This window comes from Aeromonas sp. ZOR0001, from assembly GCF_000801015.1.
GTDB classification, from domain to species: Bacteria; Pseudomonadota; Gammaproteobacteria; order Enterobacterales; family Aeromonadaceae; genus Aeromonas; species Aeromonas veronii.
Genome location: NZ_JRJY01000057.1, coordinates 17,140 through 39,052, shown reverse-complemented (window position 1 = coordinate 39,052; position 21,913 = coordinate 17,140). Strand labels below are relative to the sequence as shown.

Sequence of the window (21,913 nt, the reverse complement as noted above, 5' to 3'; positions counted from 1 at the left end):
ATGAACATAAGGAACTGTTTTTTAACAAGCTTGCTGGTATTGTGTTGCGGAGTATCAGGGGCATCTTTAGCGGTAGGTACTGGTTATTCCGACGATACCGAGTTGTTTATTTATGACTTTGCCAAGGCGGGAGACTTCCGCCCTAAGGTGCTCTTTATTTTCGATAACTCGGGGAGTATGAAAAATACAACCGAAGTTGCTAAAGAGCCTTATGACTCATCGATAAGTTATCCATCATTGGCTAATGATCCAGATGTTAATAATAGCAATCGCTTCATCTATTTCTCCACTGATGGAAAAGTTCCCGCTATCAACAGTACCAAACGTTTTAGTGAGGATTTAAATGCATGTGCGACATCTAAAGGCCCTCTAAATAATGTGGGGCGATTTCAGTCACGAGTTTGGGGATATGAAATATATGATAGCAATAGAAAGGGGCGTTGGCGTTCTCTAAATGACTTTAATATTTACAGTATAATAATTGCAGATTGCCAGCAAGATATTGATGAGCAAAATGCAAGCAATCAATATTCAGGCTCATATTCAACATATATTGTTGATGGTTATCCTGTTGACAAGCCAAATCGCAAAACTGGAAGCTGGTTTTATACATCAAATGTAGCCAATGCTCTTGCGAATGGTAGTTCTACCCAGATCTCATTATTTACGGCAAATTATGTCCGTTGGTATTACGGTAGTACAGGTGTGTCAACACAAACTCGATTGAAAGTTGCTCAGGATGCAGTCAAGGAACTGGTTTTGGCTACGCCAGCTGTCGATTTTGGTCTGGCTGTTTTTAACTATAATGATGGCAATGAACCAGGTAATAGAAATGGCGGAAGAATAATCCGCAATATTGTAGGTAACGATGCTATCCTTACCTCTGGGAAAACCGGTGCGCAGGATTTGATTGACAAGGTAAATAGTTTGAGCTCTGACACTTGGACTCCCTTGTGTGAAACTCTATATGAATCATATAGATATTTTGGCGGTTTGGGGGTGTACTTTGGTGACGATGATGTAAACCGTACTCCCAAGCGGGATAGCAATGCTGAAGTAACATCGGGTATATATAAAACCCCCTATGATAAGTGTTCCAATAATGGTTATATCATCTACATGACAGATGGTGAACCAACCAATGATAAAGCCGCAGACTCCCTTGTGGCAAACCTGATTAGCACGTTATCAGCAGAGGATAAAGTTGCTTATGGTGGCTTGGTTAGTTATGGATCTTCTGGTGAAAAAAGCTATCTTGCTGCACTTGCCGGATATATGAAAAACAATGATGTAAACACCTCGGCTATTGGCAAACAAACAGTCACAACATTCACCGTGGGTTTTGGGGATGAAGCAATTAAGGGGGCCGGTGCATTATTGGCAGAGACCGCTCGTCGTGGCGGAGGTAAATACTATCCGGCAACCGATGCAACCCAACTTAACGAAGCATTAAAATCATCATTACTAGCTATCTTGAAAATGAATACCTCGCTGGTATCTCCCGCCATTGCCACCAATAACTTTGACCGCACTCGCAGCCTTAATAATATATACTACGCCATGTTTGAACCGGGAGCTGGCCCACGATGGAAGGGAAATTTGAAAAAGCTGGTGCTGGCACCTGAGAAAGGTTATGTGGTAGATAGTACTACATATAAAGATAAATATGGGAATGATGCAATAGGCTTACCTGCGATTTCTAGTGATGGAACAATTCTTGAATCAGCAAAAACCTATTGGTCATCCACCAGTGATGGTAACAAGGTTGCCGAGGGTGGGGTACAAGAGATGCTGGCAGCCAAAACCAACCGTAATATTTATGTTATTCCTCCTTATACAAGTGAATTGAATTCCTTTAGCAAGTCAACCCTTGAAAGTATGGCGGGTGGGGCTACTGAGCTGCGCACAGTGATGAAGCTGGATGGTGCGGATAGCATGGATGACCTGCTTAATTGGACCAAGGGGATGGATGCTTTTGATGAAAATAAAGATGGTGAAAAAACGGATATTCGAGAGCATATTCTTGGTGACCCTCTGCATTCTCGGCCATTAGTGATAAATTATGGTTGTACAAAGTCGACGGGACAGACTTCATGCACTCCTGACCTGCGAATCGTGATGGGGACCAATGCCGGCTTCTTGCATATGTTTAAAGACAGCAGCACCACGGTTGATGAAAGCTGGGCAATCATGCCCTATCAATTTATTGCCAATCAGAAAGCGTTGCGAGAGAACCTGGATTCATCAGTACATCTATATGGTGTAGATTCATCACCCACTGTACTGGTTAATGAGAAAGTAAAAGATGGCCATATACAATCTGCACAAGGCGACAAGGTGTGGTTATTCACTGGGTTGCGTGGCGGTGGCAAGGCCTATTATGCGTTGAATATATCTAATCCGGACTCCCCTTCGCTGATGTGGCGATTGGATAAAAATAGCGCTGGCTTTGGCATGCTCGGTGAAACTTGGTCTCTCCCCGAGATTGCGTTTATTCCCGGTTATTACACAGAAATCAATGGTAAAAAAACCTATAAGCCAGTCCTGATATTCTCTGGAGGTTATGATCAGGCCAAGAGCTATTTGGGCCAAGGGGCTGAAGACAGTGAAGGGTTGGGTATTTATATTGTGGATGCTGAGGCCGGCACGCTGTTGTTCAGCTTTACCCCGGACGAGACCAGTGCAACCAACAAACAGGTTGCAGGCATGGTTTACAGTATGCCAGGTTCTGTCTCCGTGCTGGATAGTGATGGAGATGGTATTTCAGACCGAATCTATGCAGGAGATACCGGTGGCCAGATCTGGCGTATCGATATGAAAGGAGAAGATAAATCTAAATGGACGGCCATCAAATTTGCCAGTTTGGGTAATGCCCATTTAAGTGAGGATGATAAGAAACTGGCAGACGACCGTCGCTTCTTTACTCAGCCCGTATTGGTGCGCACCATCAATAAAGGTTGGAAGTATGATGGTACAAATTATCTTTACAGTGAGCGTCCATTTGATGCCGTGTTGATAGGCAGTGGTGATAGAAATCGTCCTTCCTCGGAGGCGACAACCCAAAATGTGTATGTGATGCTACGTGACTACAATGTTAATCCGACCTTGTTTGGGGCAACATCTGAACCTGCGGTGCCATCAAGTATCACACTGGACGATCTCTACGATGTGACCAGCGATCCCTTTACGGGTTTGAATGAAGAGCAGATCGTAAACACCACCAAGGCGTTGACCAGCAAGTTGGGATGGAAATTCTGGCTCAATGAAAGCGGTGAAAAATCAATGGGCGCTGGTTTGGTGTTGCAAGGCAAGCTTTATTTCACCTCCTTCCTGCCTCAGGTACAGGACTTCCAACAATGTACGATTCAATCGATCGGTGCCATGCGCCAATATATGATTGATATGCACTATGGCACTTCTTTCAAATATGTACTGGATAGCAACAATCAGGAAGTTATTCAGCGTTACGTAGAGGTGCAAAATAAGGTTGCTGATGATCTGGTTATTCATGGTGGGGATGATGGCCGGATCAGGATTATAGGTGGTGCTCCGGGCAAGGAGGTCATCCTCAAAGATGATGGGAAGGGAGAGCCTGAGCGCTGTACCGGTGAAGGAGAATGCTCACAAGGTGCGGAAGAGGCAAAAATGGATATGTCCCCCAAGAAAATCTATCTCTATGAAGGAGAACAGGGATGAAACGCATGCTGCTCTGGTGTGTGGGCTTACCCTTGTTGGTTCAGGCTCAAACGGAAGACATGAAATGTTATGTCACTCTGGAAGGTGGCGTGCAGATGGTGTTGCAGCAACCGGTTGCTGATACGAGCAAGGCAAATCTGGTCAGGGTGTTTAAACAGAAAGGTTATGAGATTGATGGGGTGGTGCATCTTGTCACAGAGGTAATCGAGTGCGTTCCTTTGGCGGCTACCTTTTCGCTGGCTGATGCAAAAAAACAAGATGAAATCCAACCCAGATAACGTTGGTTATTGAGTAGGGTAAAGGGGCTAAGAACAACTCAGCCCCTTTTTTTCGCTTCTGCTTCTGCCGGATGGGGAAACGATGATATCGACTCGAGGTGCTTGGTCGATACAAAACCGGAGTGTCATGTTGGTGCCAATCGCAGTGCCATCTGGACTAAATCGCACAAATTGTCGATTGGCCGTCACGGTATGTTTTTCAAGAAAGGGTTCTGTTGCTGATAACAAGATATCGCCATTTGCAATATCGAATTGGCGATCCTGATTGGTGTCGATAAAGACAAGCATGTGCTGGGCGCCGGTTTGATTTGCGAGTACACAACCTTCTTTTGTGGAGTTTCTGACAGGCATGGCAAGACATGCTGTGACGGGTTGCTGCTGTGTGATGGCTTGCCGTTGGCCGAAGATTAGGTGGTCCTGCAGGTTTCTTGTGTAGATGTCGCTGTCGGTAGATGTCAGCAGATTTGCCAATGACGGCAGTCCCAAGGTCAGCAGGATGGTTGTCAGGCTTGCAGATATTAAAAACTCAAGCAGGGTAAATCCATTTCGTGCCATAGCGTATGAGTCCTTGTTCAAAGGAGACTCTAAGCATAGCTATTGGATTGAAATGGATCCTTTTGTGCTCGTGTGTGTTTCGCTGTAGTTAATGCAGGTCATGGACATACAGCACCACTTGCCTGGCTATGGGCACGCCCGGCAGGCATAACTGCAATCTCAATGCCCTTTTCACCGCTTACACAGAGTGAAAAGATGACCTCGCTGTCAGACGTAATGGTGCCATCTGGGGTGAAGCGCAGCGCCTGTGCATCTGCAGAAATGGCCAGTTCTGCAGGAAACTCGGGACTTGCCGTCAGAGTTGTTTCGCTGCCATTGAGCTTCTGATCGCTATTAGTATCGATAAAAGCGATCTGCCGGGTCGCTCCATTTTGATTGGCAGTAACGCACTCTTCTACAGAATTATTGATAGTGGTCAGGCAGAGAGTAACCGTTTGCTGGTTAGAGATAGCCTGTTGTCTGGCATAGTTTAAGTGGTTGAGAAGGCTTTTTTCCTGAGTCGCCAAATTATTGCTGCCAAGCAGGTTAGAGAGGGAAGGAATACCAATCCCCAACAGAATGACGCCCAGTGCAATGGCTATCATCAACTCCATCAGGGTAAATCCGGCGTTTTTCATATCTGCGAAGGCCTGTCGTTCCGTGACTATCTACAGCTTATCCTTCCCGCTGGTTGCTGTCACACGGTTACGCCTGTCTTGAACTGGCAGATTGCCCCCCTTTTCTTTATCATTCCCCATCATTTTCGAATTCAAGATGCATCGCCATGGCAAAAGCCCTCTCTCTGATGCTTGCCCAGTTGAATCTGACGGTAGGCGCTATCGAAGATAACACTGACAAAGTGCTCGCTGCGGCGGCTCAGGCCGAGCAGCAAGGCGCTGATCTGCTGGTCTGTTCCGAGCTGGCCCTGACCGGCTATCCACCGGAAGATCTGTTGCTGCGTGCCGATCTGATGATCCGGGTCGAAGCTGCGTTGGCTCGTGTTGCCGAATGGCAGGGCAACTGTGCCATTTTGGTGGGTCACCCTTGGCGTGAAGGGGAGGTGCTCTACAACGCGGCGTCACTCTATGAGCAGGGCAAGCTAATTGCCCGTTACTTCAAGCAGGACCTGCCCAACTACGGGGTATTCGACGAGAAGCGCTACTTCACCGCCGCGACCGAGACTTGTGTGGTTCCCTTCCGTGGTTACAATCTGGGGCTGCTCATCTGCGAAGACCTCTGGCAGCCGGGCCCGGCGCTGGCCGCCAAGGCGGCAGGAGCCGATCTGCTGCTCACCATCAATGCGTCGCCCTACGATCAGGAGAAACCCTGGATCCGCCGCGAGCTGATGGCCGAGCGCTGCGATCAGACCGGTCTGCCGCTGGTCTACCTCAATCAGGTGTGCGGTCAGGACGAGCTGATTTTCGACGGCTGCTCCAAGGTGTTCAGTAGCCAGGGCGAGTTGACTCACAAGCTGGCCCCGTTTGCCGAAGAGCTGGCGCTGGTACGTTTTACCGATGGCCAGCCGGTGAAAGAGTGTGAACCGGCTGCGCCGCTTGAGCCGTTGGCAGAGACCTATCAGGCGCTAGTGCTGGCAGTGCGCGACTACGTTACCAAGAACGGCTTCCACGGCGCTGTGCTGGGTCTCTCCGGTGGGATCGACTCGGCGCTGACGCTCGCCATCGCGGCCGATGCCATCGGTGCCGACAAGGTGCAGGCGGTGATGATGCCGTTCCGCTATACCGCCCAGATGAGTGTGGAAGATGCCAAGGAGCAGGCCGAGCGGATGGGGGTTGAGTTCAACATCATCTCCATCGAGCCGATGTTCGAAGGATTTATGACCCAGCTGGCGCCGTTGTTTGAAGGTACCGCTCGCGATACGACCGAAGAGAACCTGCAGGCCCGCTGCCGCGGCGTGCTGCTGATGGCGCTCTCCAACAAGCGTCGTCGTATCGTGCTGACTACTGGCAACAAGAGTGAAATGGCTGTGGGTTATGCCACCCTGTACGGTGACATGGCGGGCGGTTTCGACGTGCTGAAAGATGTGCCCAAGACGCTGGTATTCAAGTTGTGCGAATATCGCAACTCGGTCGACTATGTGATCCCGCAGCGGGTTATCGATCGCCCCCCTTCAGCGGAGCTGGCGCCGGATCAGGTGGATCAGGACAGCCTGCCGCCATACGACATCCTCGATGCCATCCTCAAGCGTTACGTGGAAGAGGATGCGTCCGTGGCCGACATGGTGGCCGAAGGCTTCGAGGAAGCGGTGGTGCGCAAGGTGATCCGCCTGGTGGATCTCAACGAATACAAGCGCCGTCAGGCGGCGGTCGGGCCCCGCATTACGGCTCGCAACTTTGGTAAGGATCGCCGTTACCCCATCACATCCGGGTTCGGCAAACAGAACTGGTAAGGAGTCACCATGAAGAAGATTGAAGCCATCATCAAACCGTTCAAGCTGGACGATGTGCGCGAGGCCCTGGCCGAGATCGGCATCAACGGCATGACCGTATCCGAAGTCAAAGGCTTCGGCCGCCAGAAGGGCCATACCGAGCTCTATCGCGGCGCCGAATATATGGTCGACTTCCTGCCGAAAGTGAAGGTGGAGCTGGTGGTGCAGGACGAGGATCTCGATGCCTGTCTGGAAGCGATCCAGAACACCGCCCGTACCGGCAAGATTGGTGATGGCAAGATCTTCGTCTGTGAAGTGGAGCGTGTCATTCGTATCCGTACCGGCGAAGAGAACGAAGACGCGATCTGACCTTGGCTATCTCTTTACCTGACCAGAGGTGCGAAGTGCGGCCTCATTTGATGGGGTGGATGCGTTTTGCTGTGGTCGCCAGCCTGTTGGCGGGCCTGACAGCCTGTAGTACCCGTCCACCGGCTCAGCCGGAGAATCTGTGCCAGATCTTTCGCGAGAAGCCTGACTGGCACAAGGCCGCGCTCAAGATGAACGAGAAGTGGGGGACGCCGATCCATGTGGTGATGGCCATGATGTATCAGGAGTCCTCGTACGTACATGATGCTCAGCCGCCGATGCAGTATTTCCTCTTCATCCCGACCGGGCGGGCCAGTTCGGCTTATGGTTATGCTCAGGTCAAAGATGAAACCTGGGCGGATTACCAGCGGGAAACCGGCAACAGCTGGAGTGACCGCGATGACTTTGCCGACGCCATCGATTTTATGGGTTGGTACACTAACAAGGCCCAGCGGCTAAATGGCACCTCCAAGTGGGATGCCTATGGCCAGTACCTCAACTATCACGAAGGGTGGGGTGGCTACCGGCGTGGCAGCTATCGCAGCAAGGGGTGGTTGATGAAGACCTCTCGCAAAGTGGAAGCTCGCGCCCAGCGCTACGGCGCCCAGTACCGTCAATGCAAGGATCAGCTCTCCCGTGGGGGCTGGTTCTGGTAACCAAATCAGGAGTCAGAAATGCCGTTATTGGACAGTTTTACCGTTGACCACACCCGTATGGAAGCGCCAGCGGTGCGTGTGGCCAAGACCATGCAGACCCCGAATAAGGACACCATTACCGTGTTCGACCTGCGTTTCTGCGTACCGAATCAGGAGATCCTCTCCGAGCGCGGTATCCATACGCTGGAGCACCTGTTCGCCGGTTTTATGCGTGACCACCTGAACGGCAACGGCGTGGAGATCATCGACATCTCCCCCATGGGTTGCCGTACCGGCTTCTACATGAGCCTGATCGGCGCGCCGGACGAAGCCCGTGTTGGTGCAGCCTGGCAGGCGGCCATGAGCGACGTGCTGACCGTGCAGGATCAGGCCAAGATCCCCGAGCTGAACGAGTATCAGTGCGGCACCTACAGCATGCACTCGCTGGAAGAGGCCCACGCCATCGCCCGTCATGTGCTGGAGCGCGGTATCGGCGTTAACCACAACGACGAGCTGGCCCTGCCGGAAGAGAAGCTGAAGAGTCTGTGAGGCTGGTGAGCTGCCGCTCATCGGGTAACCTCTTCAGGGAATGTGAAAAGAGCTGGTCAGCTATGCTGACCAGCTCTTTTTTATTCCGCCCGATCGCGGTTATGGGGATGACTTGCTCCCCTTGCCGACTCTGATTAGGATGGTTTTTGACCTGAACCTGTTGGCGGAGGTGTGACGATGAAAGGGGTATTGCTGCGTTGGCTGGCCCGTTATGACGCGTGGTGCGAGGAGTGGGGGCTCACTCAGGAGAACCGGCGCTGCTGCACGCCGGTTCGTTATGATGATGATTCAAGCAAAGAGCGAGTTTGCGCAGAAGAGGCTGAGCTCAATCAAAATTGCGGGTCACGGCGCCGGTAACACTGTTGTACTCGAAGCCAAGGCCGTTGGGGTGATCCGGGAAGCGGCCGATAGAATCGCGAAGAATATAGCTGCAGTTATTGTGTGCCTCGTTACCTTCATCTTCATCCGGATGGCTCGGGCCAATCATGGTGGTGAGGTAATCTGCCTGCTTTTGAACAGCGTCAGGCCGCTCTGTGGAAGCAACGCTCTGACTGCTATCTAGCAGGTTAGTAAATAGCAATTCACAGTCATCATCATTGTTGACCGATATATGGTTACCTGAGCCCGGCTGATATGGTTTATCGCTTCCCGCACTCCCTTGGTCTTCCTTCGAGCCCGTTGGCCAACCATATCGATTGATATCCACATCGCCTTTACCAAAGCTGCTCAGGTTGTAGAGCGCGATCGCTTGCCCCTGTACTTTCACTGCCCAGCCAGCATGAGCCAGCTGAACTGCACTGGCAAAGCTGCCTGCGGTCGCCGAGACCGTGCTTTTCAGGGCATCATCCTTGATATTGATAAAGCGGGGCAGGGCGGTGACGGCCAGGATCCCCAGCACTATGATCACCAGCACCAGTTCAATCAGGGTAAAGCCGTTGTTTCTGTTGTTCATCATGTTCAATGACCCATTAAATACCGCAAACAGGTGTGAGTGATATGCAGCTGATAGATACCCATTGCCATCTCGACTTTCCGGTGTTCGACCAGGACAGGGAGGCGCTGCTGGCCCGTTGTCGGGCATTAGGGGTGACGGAGTATATCATTCCTGCCATCGCAGAGGATAACTGGACTCGTGTGATGGCACTGGCAGAGCAACATGACGGCCTCTTTTATGGTCTGGGCATTCATCCCTGGTATGCCGGTGAACAGCGGGAGGGGGTGATGGAGCGGCTGCGAACGCTGGTGATGAGCCAACCTGCCGGCATGGTAGCCATAGGCGAGTGCGGGTTGGACCTCCGTTCTCGCGTGCCGCAGGAGGGACAATTTACGTTGTTTGAGGCTCAGATCCGGCTGGCCGCTGATGCCGGGCTCCCCCTGATGATCCACTCGGTGCGCGCCAATGACACTGTGGCCAAGCTGTTGCGCCGCTTCAAGCCGCCTCGTGGCGGGGTGATCCACGCTTTCAGCGGTTCGTTGCAGCAGGCGGAGGCCTTCTGGCAACTGGGCTTTCGACTCGGGGTGGGCGGGGTAATCAGTTTTGAACGGGCGAACAAGACGCGAGAGGTATTTCGGGCCATGCCGCTCGAGGCCCTAGTGCTGGAAACCGATTCGCCCGATATGCCGTTGCAAGGCGCACAAGGATCCCGAAATACCCCGGAAGCGCTGCCGAAAATAGCAGAAATATTGATGACTTTGCGGGAGGAATCATTGGTAGATGTTGCCAAGGTGTTATTTGAAACTGCCCGGCATATTTTCCATCACGACCAATAGCCATGAAACAAATGTGCAACACCTGATTTAGTTGTCAGGAAAAAAAATGAGCGTAAAAATCGTTTGCTGTCTAATTTTGTGACACTTGGACATTTTGATAACGATAAAATGTGACCAGCATTCTATTTTATCGGACTTTAATTAGTATAATGCGCTCCCCTTGATTAGTTGGGTTTAATAACAACCCGCTAACAAGCCAGGTGCTACTAGAGGAAGATAATAATGAATTTGTTCATGGGTCTGGTAGGGATGGCGACGCTCGTCCTTATCGCGGTGCTGTTCTCCAGCAATCGCAAGGCAATCAACGTCCGTACCGTTGTCGGTGCGTTCGCAATTCAAGCCGGTCTGGGGGCGTTTGTTCTCTATGTTCCGGTTGGTCGCGATATCCTGGTCGGCGTGTCCGACGCGGTATCCAGCGTGATCAGCTACGGCCAGAACGGGATCGACTTCCTGTTTGGCGGTCTGGTCAGCAACAAGATGTTTGAAGTGTTCGGTGGCGGCGGCTTTGTCTTTGCCTTCCGTGTTCTGCCGGTCATCATCTTCTTCTCTTCCCTGATTGCAGTGCTCTACTACCTGGGCATCATGCAGATGGTCATCAAGTTGCTGGGCGGCGGTCTGCAGAAAGTACTGGGTACTTCCCGCACCGAATCCCTGTCTGCAACTGCCAACATCTTCGTCGGTCAGACCGAAGCGCCGCTGGTGGTTCGTCCCTACATCTCCAAGATGACTGACTCCGAGCTGTTCGCCGTCATGTGTGGTGGTCTGGCTTCCGTTGCCGGTTCCGTACTGGCCGGTTACGCCTCCATGGGCGTGAAGATGGAGTACCTGATTGCTGCCTCCTTCATGGCTGCACCGGGTGGTCTGCTGTTCGCCAAGCTGCTGGTTCCCGAGACCGAGACCCCGAACTACGACGAAAGCTCTGCCGATGCCGAGCTGGATGACAAGCCTGCCAACGTCATTGACGCTGCTGCTGCTGGCGCTTCTGCCGGTATGCAACTGGCCCTGAACGTCGGCGCCATGCTGCTGGCCTTCATCGGTCTGATCGCCATGATCAACGGCATCTTCTCCGGTGTGGGTGGCTGGTTCGGTTATCCGCAACTCTCTCTGGAACTGCTGCTGGGCTGGATCTTCTCCCCGCTGGCCTTCCTGATCGGTGTGCCTTGGAATGAAGCAGTGGTTGCTGGTTCCTTCATCGGTCAGAAGCTGGTAGTGAACGAGTTCGTGGCTTACCTGAACTTCGCTCCGTACCTGAAAGACGAAGTGCTGATCAACGGTGTGGCCATGTCCGATCACACCAAGGCGATCATCTCCTTCGCACTGTGTGGTTTTGCCAACCTCTCCTCTGTTGCCATCCTGCTGGGTGGTCTGGGGTCCATGGCGCCGAACCGCCGCGGTACCATTGCACGCTTTGGTCTGAAAGCCGTACTGGCTGGCTCTCTGTCCAACCTGATGTCTGCCACTATCGCCGGCTTCTTCCTGGCACTGTCCGGCATGTAATCGCCGCCTGACTGACAGGGTATAAACACGAACGCCACGGCATCTGCCGTGGCGTTCGCGTATGGAGCGGTGACAACCGTTTTCCTATCTAAACTAATAATAAAATGAGTCAAATCGGAGGTTTTATGAATGAAGTGCTACTGGCGATGGTGGCCGGCTTTATAGTTGGTTTGTTGTTTTCTTTCCTCAAATTGCCGATCCCGGCGCCTCCCGTTTTGTCCGGGGTAATGGGGATCGTCGGGGTCTATCTGGGGGGATTGGCCTACTCCTGGATCCTGACTCGTTTCTTTTCGTAAGGCTTTTTTAGACCTGGATTTGCCAGATGTGAGGTACCTCTGAAATTGGTAAATCCGGCTTGCAAACAGGGGGTATCTCGGCTGAAATAGGCGTTGCCAGCAGGGTGCTGGCAATGACTAATACTCGATGAAATCGGGTGTTGGCGGTCAAATGGAATTGATTGGGAAGTCGGGTCAGATGTTGTCGGCCTTTCTCAAGTCTTCATGGAACCAAGTCCGCACTTTTGTAAGAAAGTGACAGGGCTCTTGCCTTATTTACAGTCGCAGTGCCTGCAGGGTGTTTTGAATAGCATCCCGATAGTGCCGGTGCCTTCGCACTGTAATTCCATTCCCGTATAGCTGGGGATTACTGCCTGTGCATCCATCGCTGGATGGTATGGTGGTGCCCGGTTATCTGGATTAAATCGAGACTTTGGAGAACAGAATGACTGATCTGAAAGTGGCCGCTCAGCGCGCCCTGAACCTGATGGACCTGACCACCCTGAACGATGACGACACCGATCAGAAGGTGATCGACCTGTGCCATAAGGCCAAGTCACCGGCTGGCCTGACCGCCGCTGTCTGCATCTACCCCCGTTTTATCCCTATCGCTCGCAAGACCCTGCGTGAGATCGGCGCAGCCGACGTACGCATTGCGACCGTGACCAACTTCCCCCACGGCAACGACGACATCGAGATCGCCGTGGCTGAGACCCGTGCCGCTGTCGCCTACGGTGCTGACGAAGTGGACGTGGTGTTCCCGTACCGCGCCTTCATGGCCGGTAATGAACAGATCGGTTTTGATCTGGTCAAAGCCTGTAAAGAGGCCTGCGGTGCCAACGTGCTGCTGAAAGTGATCATCGAAACCGGCGAGCTGAAAGAAGAGGCGCTGATCCGTCGCGCTTCCGAAATCTGTATCGATGCCGGTGCCGACTTCATCAAGACCTCCACCGGCAAGGTGCCGGTCAATGCGACCCCGGAAGCGGCACGCATCATGATGGAAGTGATCAAGGCCAAGAATCCGAAAGTTGGCTTCAAGCCAGCTGGTGGCGTGAAAGATGCCGCCGTGGCCGGTCAGTACCTGGCCATGGCCGAAGAGATCCTCGGCAACGACTGGGTATCCGCCCGTACCTTCCGCTTTGGTGCATCCAGCCTGCTGGCCAGTCTGCTGGCCACTCTGGGGCATGGCGACAAGCCGGCCAACACCAGCGGTTACTAATAGGTTGATGAGAGGGCGGACAGCAGTCCGCCCTGATAGCCCCCACCATGCGGTGTGCGGGCAAGGATTCAGGCTTGTGTAACGCCAGCAATGGCGGAGGGAATGAAAGATGTTTTTGCCTCAAGAAATTATTCGCAAGAAGCGCAACGGTGAAGCGCTCAGTACCCAAGAAATTCAATTCTTCGTTCAGGGCATTACCAATAACACCATCGGCGAGGGGCAGATCGCCGCGCTGGCGATGGCGGTCTATTTCAAAGACATGACCATGGATGAGCGGGTTGCCCTGACCTGCGCCATGCGCGACTCCGGCATGGTATTGACCTGGGATCACCTCAATCTGGGTGGCCCGATAGTCGACAAGCACTCCACCGGCGGGGTGGGTGATGTTGTCTCTCTGATGCTTGGCCCGATGGTCGCTGCCTGCGGCGGTTTCGTGCCGATGATCTCCGGTCGTGGTCTGGGCCACACCGGCGGCACCCTCGACAAGCTGGATGCCATTCCCGGCTACCAGACCTCGGTCGACAACGATCGTTTCCTGAAAGTGGTGAAAGAGGCGGGTGTCGCCATCATCGGCCAGACCGGCGATCTCGCCCCGGCTGACAAGCGTATCTATGCAGTACGTGACATCACCGCCACCGTCGAATCTGTCGCGATGATCACCGGCTCCATTCTCTCCAAGAAGCTCGCCTCCGGGCTCGAAGCGCTGGTGATGGATGTGAAAGTGGGCTCCGGCGCCTTTATGCCAACCTTCGAAGCCTCCGAAGAGCTGGCCAAGAGCATTGTGGCCGTGGCCAACGGTGCCGGTTGCCGCACCTCTGCGCTCTTGACCGATATGAACCAGGTGCTGGCCTCCAGCGCCGGTAACGCGGTGGAAGTGCGTGAAGCGGTGCGCTACCTGACCGGTGAATACCGCAACCCGCGCATCCACGAAGTGACCATGGCGCTGTGCGCCGAGATGCTTATCTCTGCAGGCTTGGCCAGCGACGAGCGCGATGCCCGCACCAAGCTGCAGGCGGTGCTGGATAACGGCAAGGCGGCCGAGATCTTCGGTCGCATGGTGACTGGTCTCGGTGGCCCGGCCGATTTTATGGAGCGTTACGACGCTTACCTGCCCAAGGCCGCCATCGTACGCCCGGTCTTCGCGGCCAACAGCGGTTTTGTGACCGCCATGGATACCCGCGAGCTGGGTCTGGCCGTGGTGGCGATGGGCGGTGGTCGCCGCGCTGCCGGTGACAAACTTGATTATGCGGTCGGTCTGACCGACTTTATCCGCCTGGGTCAAAGCGTCGATGCTGACAAGCCGATCGCGATGATCCACGCTCAGACTGAAGAGCAATATGCTCAGGCTGCCAGCATGGTGCAGGCGGCTGTCCGGATTGGTGGCGAGCGGCCGGAGGCACTGCCTGAAGTGTACCGCCGTATCACCCTGGCTGATTTGTAACAAGGGGAAGACCCATGAAACGTACCTTTATTCTGATGATGGACTCTTTCGGTATTGGCGCAGCTGCCGACGCCGACAAGTTCGGAGATGTGGGCGCCAACACCCTTGGCCATATCGCCAAGGCGTGTGCGGCAGGTGAAATTGAAGGCCGTGGCGCCCTCAATCTGCCCAACCTCAACAAGCTGGGTCTGGGCCACGCCTGCGAGCAGGCTTCCGGCTACTTCCCGGAAGGGCTGAAAAAAGATATCGAGGTGGTCGGTGCCTACGGCTTTGCGCAGGAGCTCTCCTCCGGCAAGGATACCCCGTCCGGTCACTGGGAGATCGCCGGTGTGCCTGTGCTGTTCGAGTGGGGCTACTTTAAGGATCACCACAACAGCTTCCCGCAGGAGCTGCTGGACGCCATCGTCGAGAAGGCTGGTCTGCCAGGCTATCTGGGCAACTGCCACGCCTCCGGTACCCAGGTGCTGGATGATCTGGGCGAAGAGCACATGAAGACCGGCAAGCCGATTCTCTACACTTCTGCCGACTCCGTATTCCAGATTGCCTGCCACGAAGAGACCTACGGCCTCGAGAAGCTCTATGAGCTGTGCCACATAGTGCGCGAGTTGCTGGAGCCCTACAATATCGGCCGCGTGATTGCGCGTCCGTTCGTGGGCACTGGCAAGGGCAACTTCAAGCGTACCGGCAACCGCCACGACTACTCAGTGCTGCCGCCGGCGCCGACCGTGCTGGATTACATGAAAGATGCGGGCGGTCAGGTGGTCTCCATTGGCAAGATTGCCGACATCTATGCCCAACAGGGCATCACCAAGCAGGTGAAAGGGACCGGTCTGACCGAGCTGTGGGATCGCACGCTGGAAGAGGTGAAAGCGGCTGGTGACAACACCATCGTCTTCACCAACTTCGTCGACTTCGACTCCTCCTACGGCCACCGCCGTGACGTTGCCGGTTATGCCGGTGCACTGGAGTATTTCGATTCCCGCCTGCCGGAGCTGTTTGAGCTGCTGCAAGATGGCGACGTGGTGGTGCTGACTGCGGACCACGGCTGTGACCCGACCTGGGGTGGGACCGACCACACCCGCGAATACATTCCGGTGCTGTTCTTCGGCAAGCCGGTCAAGGCTGGCTCCGTTGGTCGTCGCGAGACCTTTGCCGATATCGGCCAGAGCATCGCGGCTTACCACGGCCTGCCGAAACTGGCGTACGGTACCAGCTTCCTGTAATTTACCCGCCCGCCACTTCGGCGGCGGGCAATTTATAAAACAATAAAACTCAACCTAGTGTGAAGGAATCAAGAGAATGGCAACTCCTCATATCAATGCGAAAGATGGCGCCTTTGCTGATACCGTGCTGATGCCGGGCGACCCCCTGCGCGCCAAGTACATCGCTGAAACTTTCCTGGAGAACGTCGAGCAGATCTGCGACGTGCGCAACATGTTCGGTTTCACCGGTACCTACAAGGGCCGTCGTATCTCCGTCATGGGTCACGGCATGGGTATCCCGTCCTGCTCCATCTACGCAAAAGAGCTGATCACCGATTACGGTGTGAAGACCCTGATCCGCGTGGGCTCCTGTGGCGCTGTGCGTGAAGACGTGAAACTGCGTGACGTGGTGATCGGTATGGGTGCCTGCACCGATTCCAAAGTAAACCGTCTGCGCTTCAAGGATCACGACTTCGCTGCCATCGCCGACTTCGATCTGGTTGCCAATGCCGTGCAGGCCGCCAAGAACAAGGGCGTTGCCGTGCGCGTCGGTAACATCTTCTCCGCCGACCTGTTCTACACCCCGGACCCCTCCATGTTCGACGTCATGGAAAAGTACGGCATCCTGGGTGTCGAGATGGAAGCCGCCGGTATCTACGGCGTGGCCGCAGAGTACGGTGCCAAGGCGCTGACTATCTGCACCGTCTCCGACCATATCCGTACCGGCGAGCAGACCACCTCTGAAGAGCGTCAGCTGACCTTCAACGACATGATCGAAATCGCACTGGATTCCGTCCTGCTGGGCGACAAGTAATTCCTTCGCGAATAAGAAACGGCGGCCTTCTGGCCGCCGTTTTTGTATCTGCTCTCTGGTTGCGCCATCAGTTTTCCGGAGGTGGCGAGGGGGGCGTACTCTTTTTCTTGTGCTTGCGCACCCGCATGTAGTTACGGCGCACGCCGTAGGAGATGAGCACCCCGGCCAGCAGGGCGACCAGCAGCATCAGCCGCTGTTTCTCCTGCACCACCTTGAGCCGGGTGTCCTTGTCTGCCAGCATCTGCTGCTCTTCCAGGGTGATTCGCAGGAAGCCGATGGTCTGCTCGCCATCCCGGATCTCCTGTACGAACTGGATCCGCCCCTTGCCCTGCTCCGGCAGTGACTTGTTATCGCTGCCGATGGGCAGCAGGCTCTCCAGCGGCACCGCCTGCTCCGATTGGGCGAGGGGAATGCCGCGTCCGTCGTAGAGGGTGGCATCGAGGATCTCCGGCTCCGCAGCCAGATCCCGCGCCAGCCGCTCCAGCTCGCTGCTCTTCTCCTCCTTGATCCAGCGTTTCATGTCTCGGGCGGCATAGGCGACCAGCGCCTGCGCCCGGTTGCGCGCTTCGCTGTGCAGCGAGGCCTGGCTTTCACCCTGCATATGGATAAGCACACCGAGCACCCAGCATCCGAGCAGGATACCGGCACCCAGGCTGAGAACACGTTTGATGGGAAGATGACGCTGCAAGCGCGAGACCTCATGGTAACAAGGAGTGGCGGGATCTTGGCGCTTGCCTGTACAAAAAGCAATACGCTACTCTGGGCCAGCATTGTTAACCCCCTGATCACCAAGGAAGGCGTATCCCTTATGTTGTTGTCCCGGCTCCCCCCTCTGTTATCCGATTGGCCCGCGTTGTTGTCCGGCTCACCCTGTTGGCAGCTCAGCGCAGATGCGTTGCAACCGACAGAGACTCCGCAGGCTGGCGGCTGGTTGGTGCTGTTTGGCAAGGGGCTGGGCGCCTCCCATCTGGCGCGTCTGTCGCCACTGTTGGCAGCACAGGAGTTGGCGGCCACCCTCTATCCTCCCACCGAGGTGGCGGGCGTGCCTTTGCTGCTGCTTGGCTGCGATCGCTTCTCTGCCGATTTGGTGGCCGAGCTCAAGAGCGGTGAGTGGGAAATCGATCTCTGCCATCTGCCCGCCCTGCCGACCCTGAACGAGCCCGGCCTGCTGGTGATGGATATGGACTCCACCGCGATCCGCATCGAGTGCATCGACGAGATTGCCCGGCTTGCCGGGGTCGGCGAGCAGGTGGCGGCAGTAACGGCCGCAGCCATGCAGGGCAAGCTGGAGTTTTCCGACAGCCTGCGCAATCGGGTTGCCCTGTTGGCTGGGGCGCCGGTCACTATTCTCGACGAGGTGGCGGCATGGATGCCTTGGATGCCGGGCTTGCAGCTGATGGTCGATACCCTCAAAGGGGCGGGTTGGAAGGTGGCCATCGCCTCCGGCGGTTTTACCCGTTTTGCTGGCCAGTTGCAGCGCGAGCTGGGGCTCGATGCCATCTTCGCCAACGAGCTGGCGGTGGAAGGGGAGCAACTGAGCGGCAAGGTGAGCGGGCGCATCGTTGATGCCAGCGTCAAGGCCGAGGTGTTGCAGCAGCTTGCTCAGGAGTACGGCATTGCTGCCGCCCAGACCGTGGCCATCGGCGATGGTGCCAACGATCTCAAGATGATGGGGGTCGCTGGCCTTGGCATCGCCATTCACGCCAAGCCGCTGGTGCGGGCGCAGGCGGCGGCCACCCTCAATCATCACGATTTGGAGGGGGTGATCTGCCTGCTGGCGGCGCGGGCCTGCAGCGAGCAACGTTGGGACAAGCGCTGACAGTGTTTCAAGGAGGAAACCAATAAAAATGGAATTGTTGCAGCAGTCTCTGTTTATCCCCTGTGGTGGCCATCAATTGCATGTTCGCCACATCAAACCCCGGGTCGCCGTGCATGGCGAGCCGATCCTGATGGTGCATGGCGCCATCGAGAACGGGCGGATCTTCTATACCGAATCGGGCAAGGGGCTTGCCTGCTTTCTGGCCCGCCACGGCTATCAGGTCTATGTGGCTGATTTGCGGGGGCGAGGGCTCAGCACTCCTGCCATCGCCGAGCAGGCAGAGCACGGTCAGCATGAGCTGATCACCGAGGATCTGCCCGCCCTGCAGCGCTGGATTGCCGAGCGCCATCATGGTTTCAAGGTGCACTGGGTGGCCCACTCCTGGGGTGGTGTCATCATGGCCTCGACTCTGGTGCGCTTCCCCGAGCTGGCGGAACAGGTTGCCAGTCTGCTGTTTTTTGGCACCAAGCGCGGCGTGTCGGTACACAATCCCGAGCGCTGGCTGAAGGTGGATCTGATCTGGAATCGGCTGGCCCCCTGGCTGGCCCGCCGCCGTGGTTTTCTGGCGGCTCGTACTCTGAAGATCGGTGCAGACGACGAGCCGCTGCGCTATCTGCAGGAGACCATCCCCTGGGTCAAGTGCGGCCCCTGGCAGGATCCTCACGACGGTTTTGCCTATGACGAGGCGGCGGCACGGGTCAACTGGCCACCGCTCTGGATGATCTCGGCCAAAGCGGACAAGGTGCTGGGTCACCCGACCGATGTGCGCCGCTTCAGCGACGAGATGGGTTCGGCCACACGTCACACCCGATTGGGGCGGGACAACGGCAACCTCCTCGATTATGACCACATCAATATGCTGACCGCCCAGCAGGCCCAGGAGGATCACTTTCCCCAGATCCTCGACTGGCTGCTCAACCCGCAGGCGGCATGACAAAAAACAGGGCGCCTCGAGCGCCCTGTTTCATTTTTGTCTGTTTCCGGATCTTCAGTTCAGCGGCCGCGTGATGCCAAAGCGGAACAGGGTGGCCTGGGTGGTATCGGTCAGTTCGCCCACCCCCACCACGCTCCATAGCTCCTCTTCCAGCTTGCGCGCCTTGTGGATGGCGAACTTGGCGATGTAGTCCAGCTCGTTGGCGATGAAGTTGGTGTCGGGCCGTCCGGTACGGGAGATGCCGACCAGCACCGAGTAGAACTCTCCCTGTTGCTGCGCCAGCTCGATGAACTGACGCTTCTCTTTGACGTTGGCAAAGCTGCTGGCCAGCCGGCTGCTGAAGATGGGCAGGCCGGCCTTGGTCTGGATGCTGGCGATATAGACCTCGTCCTCTCTCGGTTTGTCCTCCCGCTCGATGGCTCGCAGCGGGTTCATCAGCAGCTCCTTGAGCAGCTCCCCCTGAAACAGCGGATAGAGGTTCTCCTGCTCCGGCAGCTCGGCACAGGCTTGCAGCAGCCGCTGCAGACTGCGCGGTTGCAGGGATTTGCCGATGGAGGCCGGTTTGGGGGCTCCTTTGAGCTTGTTGATATATACCGGCGAGTTGAACAGGTGATGGGTATAGATGTTTCGCAGGGCCCGCGCCAGCCCGCGATAGCGACGCTGCTCCTGCGCCGCCTTGAGCTTGTTCTGGTTGCTCTCGATCAGCAGGCTGAAGAACTGGCGGCCGGTATGGCGATCCGAATCCCCTTCGATGCAGAGGTGCAGCACGGTGCGGGTCATGTTGAGGCTGACCAGCCGATAGGAGAGGCGCTGCAGATCCATGCTCTTGGAGAGCTCCTGCAAGCGGGGCAGGGCGATGGTCACCACATCGTTCTTCTCGCCGATAAAAGCATCTTCCAGCTCGATTTGCAGGCCGTGTGTCGAGATATCGCGGGTCCAGCCGATCCAGGATTTGCCGTTGTGATGGATGGCGACCGCGGTCTTGTGGATGTAGCGCGACTCCTTGCGCAGCTGAACATAGTGCAGGGTCTCGATCTCGAACGGGGCAACCCCCTGTTCGTGACCAAAGCGTTGCAGCTCGTTGGCGTTGTTGCTGACTCCTTCCTGGTGGAACTCTTCCCGCTGGGACTCCAGACCGATCTCCTGCAGCAGGCCGCAATAGCCGATCTGCTTGAGCCGCTCGAGCAGCAGGATGTCTTGTAACTGCGGGTTGTCCTGCCCCTGCAGTTGTCCCACATCCGCCTCGACCAGATCGCATGCCTCCAGCGTGAATTTGTAGACACGCCAGCTGGGGCGGCGTGAGCCCACCTGGAAGAAGAGGGCGGTGAGGCCACTCTGGCGCAGCTCCTCGGCGGTGGCGGAGAAGAAGTAGATGTGGCTGCGCACCGTGTGGGTAAAGCAGTAGATGATGGTCTCGGTGGTGGTGCCGGGGGCCGGGCAGAGCCGTTTCATCCGCTCTGCGCTGAAAAGCCCCGCGAGGGCATCGCGGTTTTTCTCATCGCGCCAATACTCCAGCAGGTGCTGGTTGTTTTCCGTACGCAGGGCAATCTCGAGATTGGGGCTGTCGCCGGTGCCGAAGAAGAGCGGCATGCCGGTCATCCGCGGCAGGTAGAACTGCTCATACCCCTTGATGATGGCGGCGGAGAGCAGATAGTCGACGCTGACCCGATAGCGGATCTTGTTGGCGTCGATAAAGTCGCTGAGGAAGGCATCAAAGGCTGGCTGTTCGCCGGAGCGCACCAGTCGCAGCCAGTATTTCCCCTCTTTGCTCTCTTCGCCGAGGATCTGATAGCCGACCGACTGATGCAGCACCGGATTGGGGGTGTCCCGCTCCAGTCCGGTAAAGAAGACCTCCACCTGGGCGCCGGTGTGATAGTTAGGCAGATAGGGTACCGAGACCCGCATGCCACCCAGCGAGAGATCGGAACTCTTGGCGAACAACTTTTCCCCGTCCTGAAACTTGATCAGCACCGGCGAGCTGAAGTGCATCCGCTCCTGACGGCGGCCGTAGTAGCTGGCAAAGGCAATAGTGTTGACATCATATTGCCGGAAGGGGCTGGCCGGCGGCGACAGCTGACCATCCACGCGGGCGTTGTGGTGCTGTTTTTGCCACTGTTGCAGCGCCTCGTAGACACCGAGGGTATAAATATCGCGGTAGAGATAGCACTGGGACTGGAACAGGGCAATCGCATCGGCGGGCATGAAGTGAGTGATGCCGTCGAACTCATGCACCAGGCACTCATCCTCCAGCTCATCGCGCATGTCGATGACCCTGCGGCAGGGGGAGCACTTGCGCTTGAGCTCCATCTTGATCAGAAAACGGCTGTTGCTGTTTTCCTCCTGAGTCATGCGGTTGAAGATCTCCTCGAAATCTTTCTCCCGCAGCAAGGGGACGAGTTGTTCAATCAGATGTTGCTGGTGTTCTGAATCCATTTGTTCCTGCCACGGAAAGTCACTTTTCCGATTCTGGGTTTGATCTGTCGGTCGCAAACAAGTAT

20 protein-coding genes are annotated in these 21,913 nt (G+C 55.6%); 15 read left to right on the top strand and 5 right to left on the bottom strand.

Going from position 1 to position 21,913, the window contains the following annotated elements:
* Both L972_RS07710 and tapY2 read left to right on the top strand, forming a co-directional pair.
* On the top strand, positions 1–3,696 hold the full coding sequence (locus L972_RS07710; protein ID WP_047437230.1) for a pilus assembly protein: 3,696 nt from the start codon (positions 1–3) through the stop codon (positions 3,694–3,696).
* Positions 3,693–3,974 carry a type IVa secretion system protein TapY2 gene (tapY2, locus tag L972_RS07705; protein WP_047437227.1) on the top strand — a complete coding sequence of 94 codons (282 nt, stop codon included), beginning with the start codon at positions 3,693–3,695 and terminating at the stop codon, positions 3,972–3,974. The genes L972_RS07710 and tapY2 overlap by 4 nt, the downstream gene beginning before the upstream one ends.
* A 27-nt stretch (positions 3,975–4,001) precedes the next feature.
* On the opposite strand, the gene L972_RS07700 is transcribed toward tapY2, so the two are convergent.
* Together L972_RS07700 and L972_RS07695 are read right to left on the bottom strand one after the other, a co-directional pair.
* Positions 4,002–4,529 (bottom strand): GspH/FimT family protein, encoded by a 528-nt coding sequence (locus L972_RS07700; RefSeq protein WP_047437225.1) that lies wholly within the window; start codon positions 4,527–4,529, stop codon positions 4,002–4,004.
* A 98-nt stretch (positions 4,530–4,627) separates the two neighbouring features.
* The gene (locus L972_RS07695) at positions 4,628–5,146 is read right to left on the bottom strand and encodes a GspH/FimT family pseudopilin (protein WP_019445570.1); all 519 of its coding nucleotides are present in this window, start codon (positions 5,144–5,146) and stop codon (positions 4,628–4,630) included.
* Between the two features lie 146 nt (positions 5,147–5,292).
* Here L972_RS07695 and L972_RS07690 point away from each other — a divergent pair, with 146 nt between their 5' ends.
* Genes L972_RS07690 through luxS form a run of 4 tightly spaced genes read left to right on the top strand, consistent with a single transcriptional unit; the run spans position 5,293 to position 8,444 of the window.
* Entirely contained in the window at positions 5,293–6,915 is a 1,623-nt protein-coding gene (locus tag L972_RS07690; RefSeq protein WP_047437221.1) for an NAD+ synthase, read from the top strand.
* 9 nt (positions 6,916–6,924) lie between these two features.
* On the top strand, positions 6,925–7,263 hold the full coding sequence (gene glnB / locus L972_RS07685; protein ID WP_005308848.1) for a nitrogen regulatory protein P-II: 339 nt from the start codon (positions 6,925–6,927) through the stop codon (positions 7,261–7,263).
* Between the two features lie 59 nt (positions 7,264–7,322).
* The gene (locus tag L972_RS07680) at positions 7,323–7,916 is read left to right on the top strand and encodes a transglycosylase SLT domain-containing protein (protein WP_272951253.1); all 594 of its coding nucleotides are present in this window, start codon (positions 7,323–7,325) and stop codon (positions 7,914–7,916) included.
* 18 nt (positions 7,917–7,934) lie between these two features.
* A complete protein-coding gene (luxS, locus tag L972_RS07675; RefSeq protein ID WP_005340462.1) occupies positions 7,935–8,444 on the top strand; it encodes an S-ribosylhomocysteine lyase in 510 nt (169 codons plus the stop codon).
* Positions 8,445–8,769: 325 nt separating this feature from the next.
* On the opposite strand, the gene L972_RS07670 is transcribed toward luxS, so the two are convergent.
* On the bottom strand, positions 8,770–9,399 hold the full coding sequence (locus L972_RS07670; protein ID WP_047437214.1) for a type II secretion system protein: 630 nt from the start codon (positions 9,397–9,399) through the stop codon (positions 8,770–8,772).
* A gap of 41 nt (positions 9,400–9,440) precedes the next feature.
* Here L972_RS07670 and L972_RS07665 point away from each other — a divergent pair, with 41 nt between their 5' ends.
* The 7 genes from L972_RS07665 to deoD all read left to right on the top strand — a co-directional run bounded on the left by L972_RS07665 (position 9,441) and on the right by deoD (position 16,662).
* The gene (locus L972_RS07665; protein WP_047437211.1) at positions 9,441–10,214 is read left to right on the top strand and encodes a TatD family hydrolase; all 774 of its coding nucleotides are present in this window, start codon (positions 9,441–9,443) and stop codon (positions 10,212–10,214) included.
* Between the two features lie 222 nt (positions 10,215–10,436).
* The gene (locus L972_RS07660) at positions 10,437–11,711 is read left to right on the top strand and encodes a NupC/NupG family nucleoside CNT transporter (RefSeq protein WP_019445565.1); all 1,275 of its coding nucleotides are present in this window, start codon (positions 10,437–10,439) and stop codon (positions 11,709–11,711) included.
* A 125-nt stretch (positions 11,712–11,836) separates the two neighbouring features.
* Entirely contained in the window at positions 11,837–12,007 is a 171-nt protein-coding gene (locus L972_RS07655; protein WP_005340467.1) for a XapX domain-containing protein, read from the top strand.
* 424 nt (positions 12,008–12,431) lie between these two features.
* On the top strand, positions 12,432–13,205 hold the full coding sequence (gene deoC / locus L972_RS07650; RefSeq protein ID WP_005340468.1) for a deoxyribose-phosphate aldolase: 774 nt from the start codon (positions 12,432–12,434) through the stop codon (positions 13,203–13,205).
* A 109-nt stretch (positions 13,206–13,314) separates the two neighbouring features.
* On the top strand, positions 13,315–14,646 hold the full coding sequence (gene deoA / locus L972_RS07645; RefSeq protein WP_042030712.1) for a thymidine phosphorylase: 1,332 nt from the start codon (positions 13,315–13,317) through the stop codon (positions 14,644–14,646).
* 14 nt (positions 14,647–14,660) lie between these two features.
* On the top strand, positions 14,661–15,869 hold the full coding sequence (locus tag L972_RS07640; protein WP_021230981.1) for a phosphopentomutase: 1,209 nt from the start codon (positions 14,661–14,663) through the stop codon (positions 15,867–15,869).
* A 76-nt stretch (positions 15,870–15,945) separates the two neighbouring features.
* Complete coding sequence (deoD, locus tag L972_RS07635) at positions 15,946–16,662, top strand: purine-nucleoside phosphorylase (protein ID WP_005340471.1); 717 nt, start codon at positions 15,946–15,948, stop codon at positions 16,660–16,662.
* 67 nt (positions 16,663–16,729) lie between these two features.
* On the opposite strand, the gene L972_RS07630 is transcribed toward deoD, so the two are convergent.
* Positions 16,730–17,350 carry an AhpA/YtjB family protein gene (locus L972_RS07630; protein WP_005340472.1) on the bottom strand — a complete coding sequence of 207 codons (621 nt, stop codon included), beginning with the start codon at positions 17,348–17,350 and terminating at the stop codon, positions 16,730–16,732.
* A 120-nt stretch (positions 17,351–17,470) separates the two neighbouring features.
* On the opposite strand from L972_RS07630, the gene serB reads away from it, so the two are divergent.
* Together serB and L972_RS07620 are read left to right on the top strand one after the other, a co-directional pair.
* The gene (gene serB, locus L972_RS07625; RefSeq protein ID WP_047437205.1) at positions 17,471–18,481 is read left to right on the top strand and encodes a phosphoserine phosphatase SerB; all 1,011 of its coding nucleotides are present in this window, start codon (positions 17,471–17,473) and stop codon (positions 18,479–18,481) included.
* Between the two features lie 28 nt (positions 18,482–18,509).
* Positions 18,510–19,415, top strand: coding sequence for an alpha/beta hydrolase family protein (locus L972_RS07620; RefSeq protein ID WP_047437202.1), 906 nt, complete (start codon positions 18,510–18,512; stop codon positions 19,413–19,415).
* Positions 19,416–19,469: 54 nt separating this feature from the next.
* On the opposite strand, the gene L972_RS07615 is transcribed toward L972_RS07620, so the two are convergent.
* The gene (locus L972_RS07615; protein ID WP_047437199.1) at positions 19,470–21,848 is read right to left on the bottom strand and encodes a PilZ domain-containing protein; all 2,379 of its coding nucleotides are present in this window, start codon (positions 21,846–21,848) and stop codon (positions 19,470–19,472) included.
* Positions 21,849–21,913: the final 65 nt, after the last annotated feature.

What these genes read in the sequence shown, in the direction of transcription:
- luxS (WP_005340462.1), top strand. Translation starts at nt 7,935, where the DNA reads ATGCCGTTATTGGACAGTTTTACCGTTGACCACACCCGTATGGAAGCG.
- deoD (WP_005340471.1), top strand. Translation starts at nt 15,946, where the DNA reads ATGGCAACTCCTCATATCAATGCGAAAGATGGCGCCTTTGCTGATACC.
- L972_RS07665 (WP_047437211.1), top strand. Translation starts at nt 9,441, where the DNA reads ATGCAGCTGATAGATACCCATTGCCATCTCGACTTTCCGGTGTTCGAC.
- L972_RS07690 (WP_047437221.1), top strand. Translation starts at nt 5,293, where the DNA reads ATGGCAAAAGCCCTCTCTCTGATGCTTGCCCAGTTGAATCTGACGGTA.
- L972_RS07670 (WP_047437214.1), bottom strand. Translation starts at nt 9,399, where the DNA reads ATGATGAACAACAGAAACAACGGCTTTACCCTGATTGAACTGGTGCTG.
- L972_RS07655 (WP_005340467.1), top strand. Translation starts at nt 11,837, where the DNA reads ATGAATGAAGTGCTACTGGCGATGGTGGCCGGCTTTATAGTTGGTTTG.
- L972_RS07620 (WP_047437202.1), top strand. Translation starts at nt 18,510, where the DNA reads ATGGAATTGTTGCAGCAGTCTCTGTTTATCCCCTGTGGTGGCCATCAA.
- L972_RS07695 (WP_019445570.1), bottom strand. Translation starts at nt 5,146, where the DNA reads ATGAAAAACGCCGGATTTACCCTGATGGAGTTGATGATAGCCATTGCA.
- tapY2 (WP_047437227.1), top strand. Translation starts at nt 3,693, where the DNA reads ATGAAACGCATGCTGCTCTGGTGTGTGGGCTTACCCTTGTTGGTTCAG.
- L972_RS07710 (WP_047437230.1), top strand. Translation starts at nt 1, where the DNA reads ATGAACATAAGGAACTGTTTTTTAACAAGCTTGCTGGTATTGTGTTGC.
- L972_RS07640 (WP_021230981.1), top strand. Translation starts at nt 14,661, where the DNA reads ATGAAACGTACCTTTATTCTGATGATGGACTCTTTCGGTATTGGCGCA.
- deoC (WP_005340468.1), top strand. Translation starts at nt 12,432, where the DNA reads ATGACTGATCTGAAAGTGGCCGCTCAGCGCGCCCTGAACCTGATGGAC.
- L972_RS07680 (WP_272951253.1), top strand. Translation starts at nt 7,323, where the DNA reads ATGCGTTTTGCTGTGGTCGCCAGCCTGTTGGCGGGCCTGACAGCCTGT.
- L972_RS07660 (WP_019445565.1), top strand. Translation starts at nt 10,437, where the DNA reads ATGAATTTGTTCATGGGTCTGGTAGGGATGGCGACGCTCGTCCTTATC.
- glnB (WP_005308848.1), top strand. Translation starts at nt 6,925, where the DNA reads ATGAAGAAGATTGAAGCCATCATCAAACCGTTCAAGCTGGACGATGTG.
- serB (WP_047437205.1), top strand. Translation starts at nt 17,471, where the DNA reads ATGTTGTTGTCCCGGCTCCCCCCTCTGTTATCCGATTGGCCCGCGTTG.
- L972_RS07700 (WP_047437225.1), bottom strand. Translation starts at nt 4,529, where the DNA reads ATGGCACGAAATGGATTTACCCTGCTTGAGTTTTTAATATCTGCAAGC.
- L972_RS07615 (WP_047437199.1), bottom strand. Translation starts at nt 21,848, where the DNA reads ATGGATTCAGAACACCAGCAACATCTGATTGAACAACTCGTCCCCTTG.
- deoA (WP_042030712.1), top strand. Translation starts at nt 13,315, where the DNA reads ATGTTTTTGCCTCAAGAAATTATTCGCAAGAAGCGCAACGGTGAAGCG.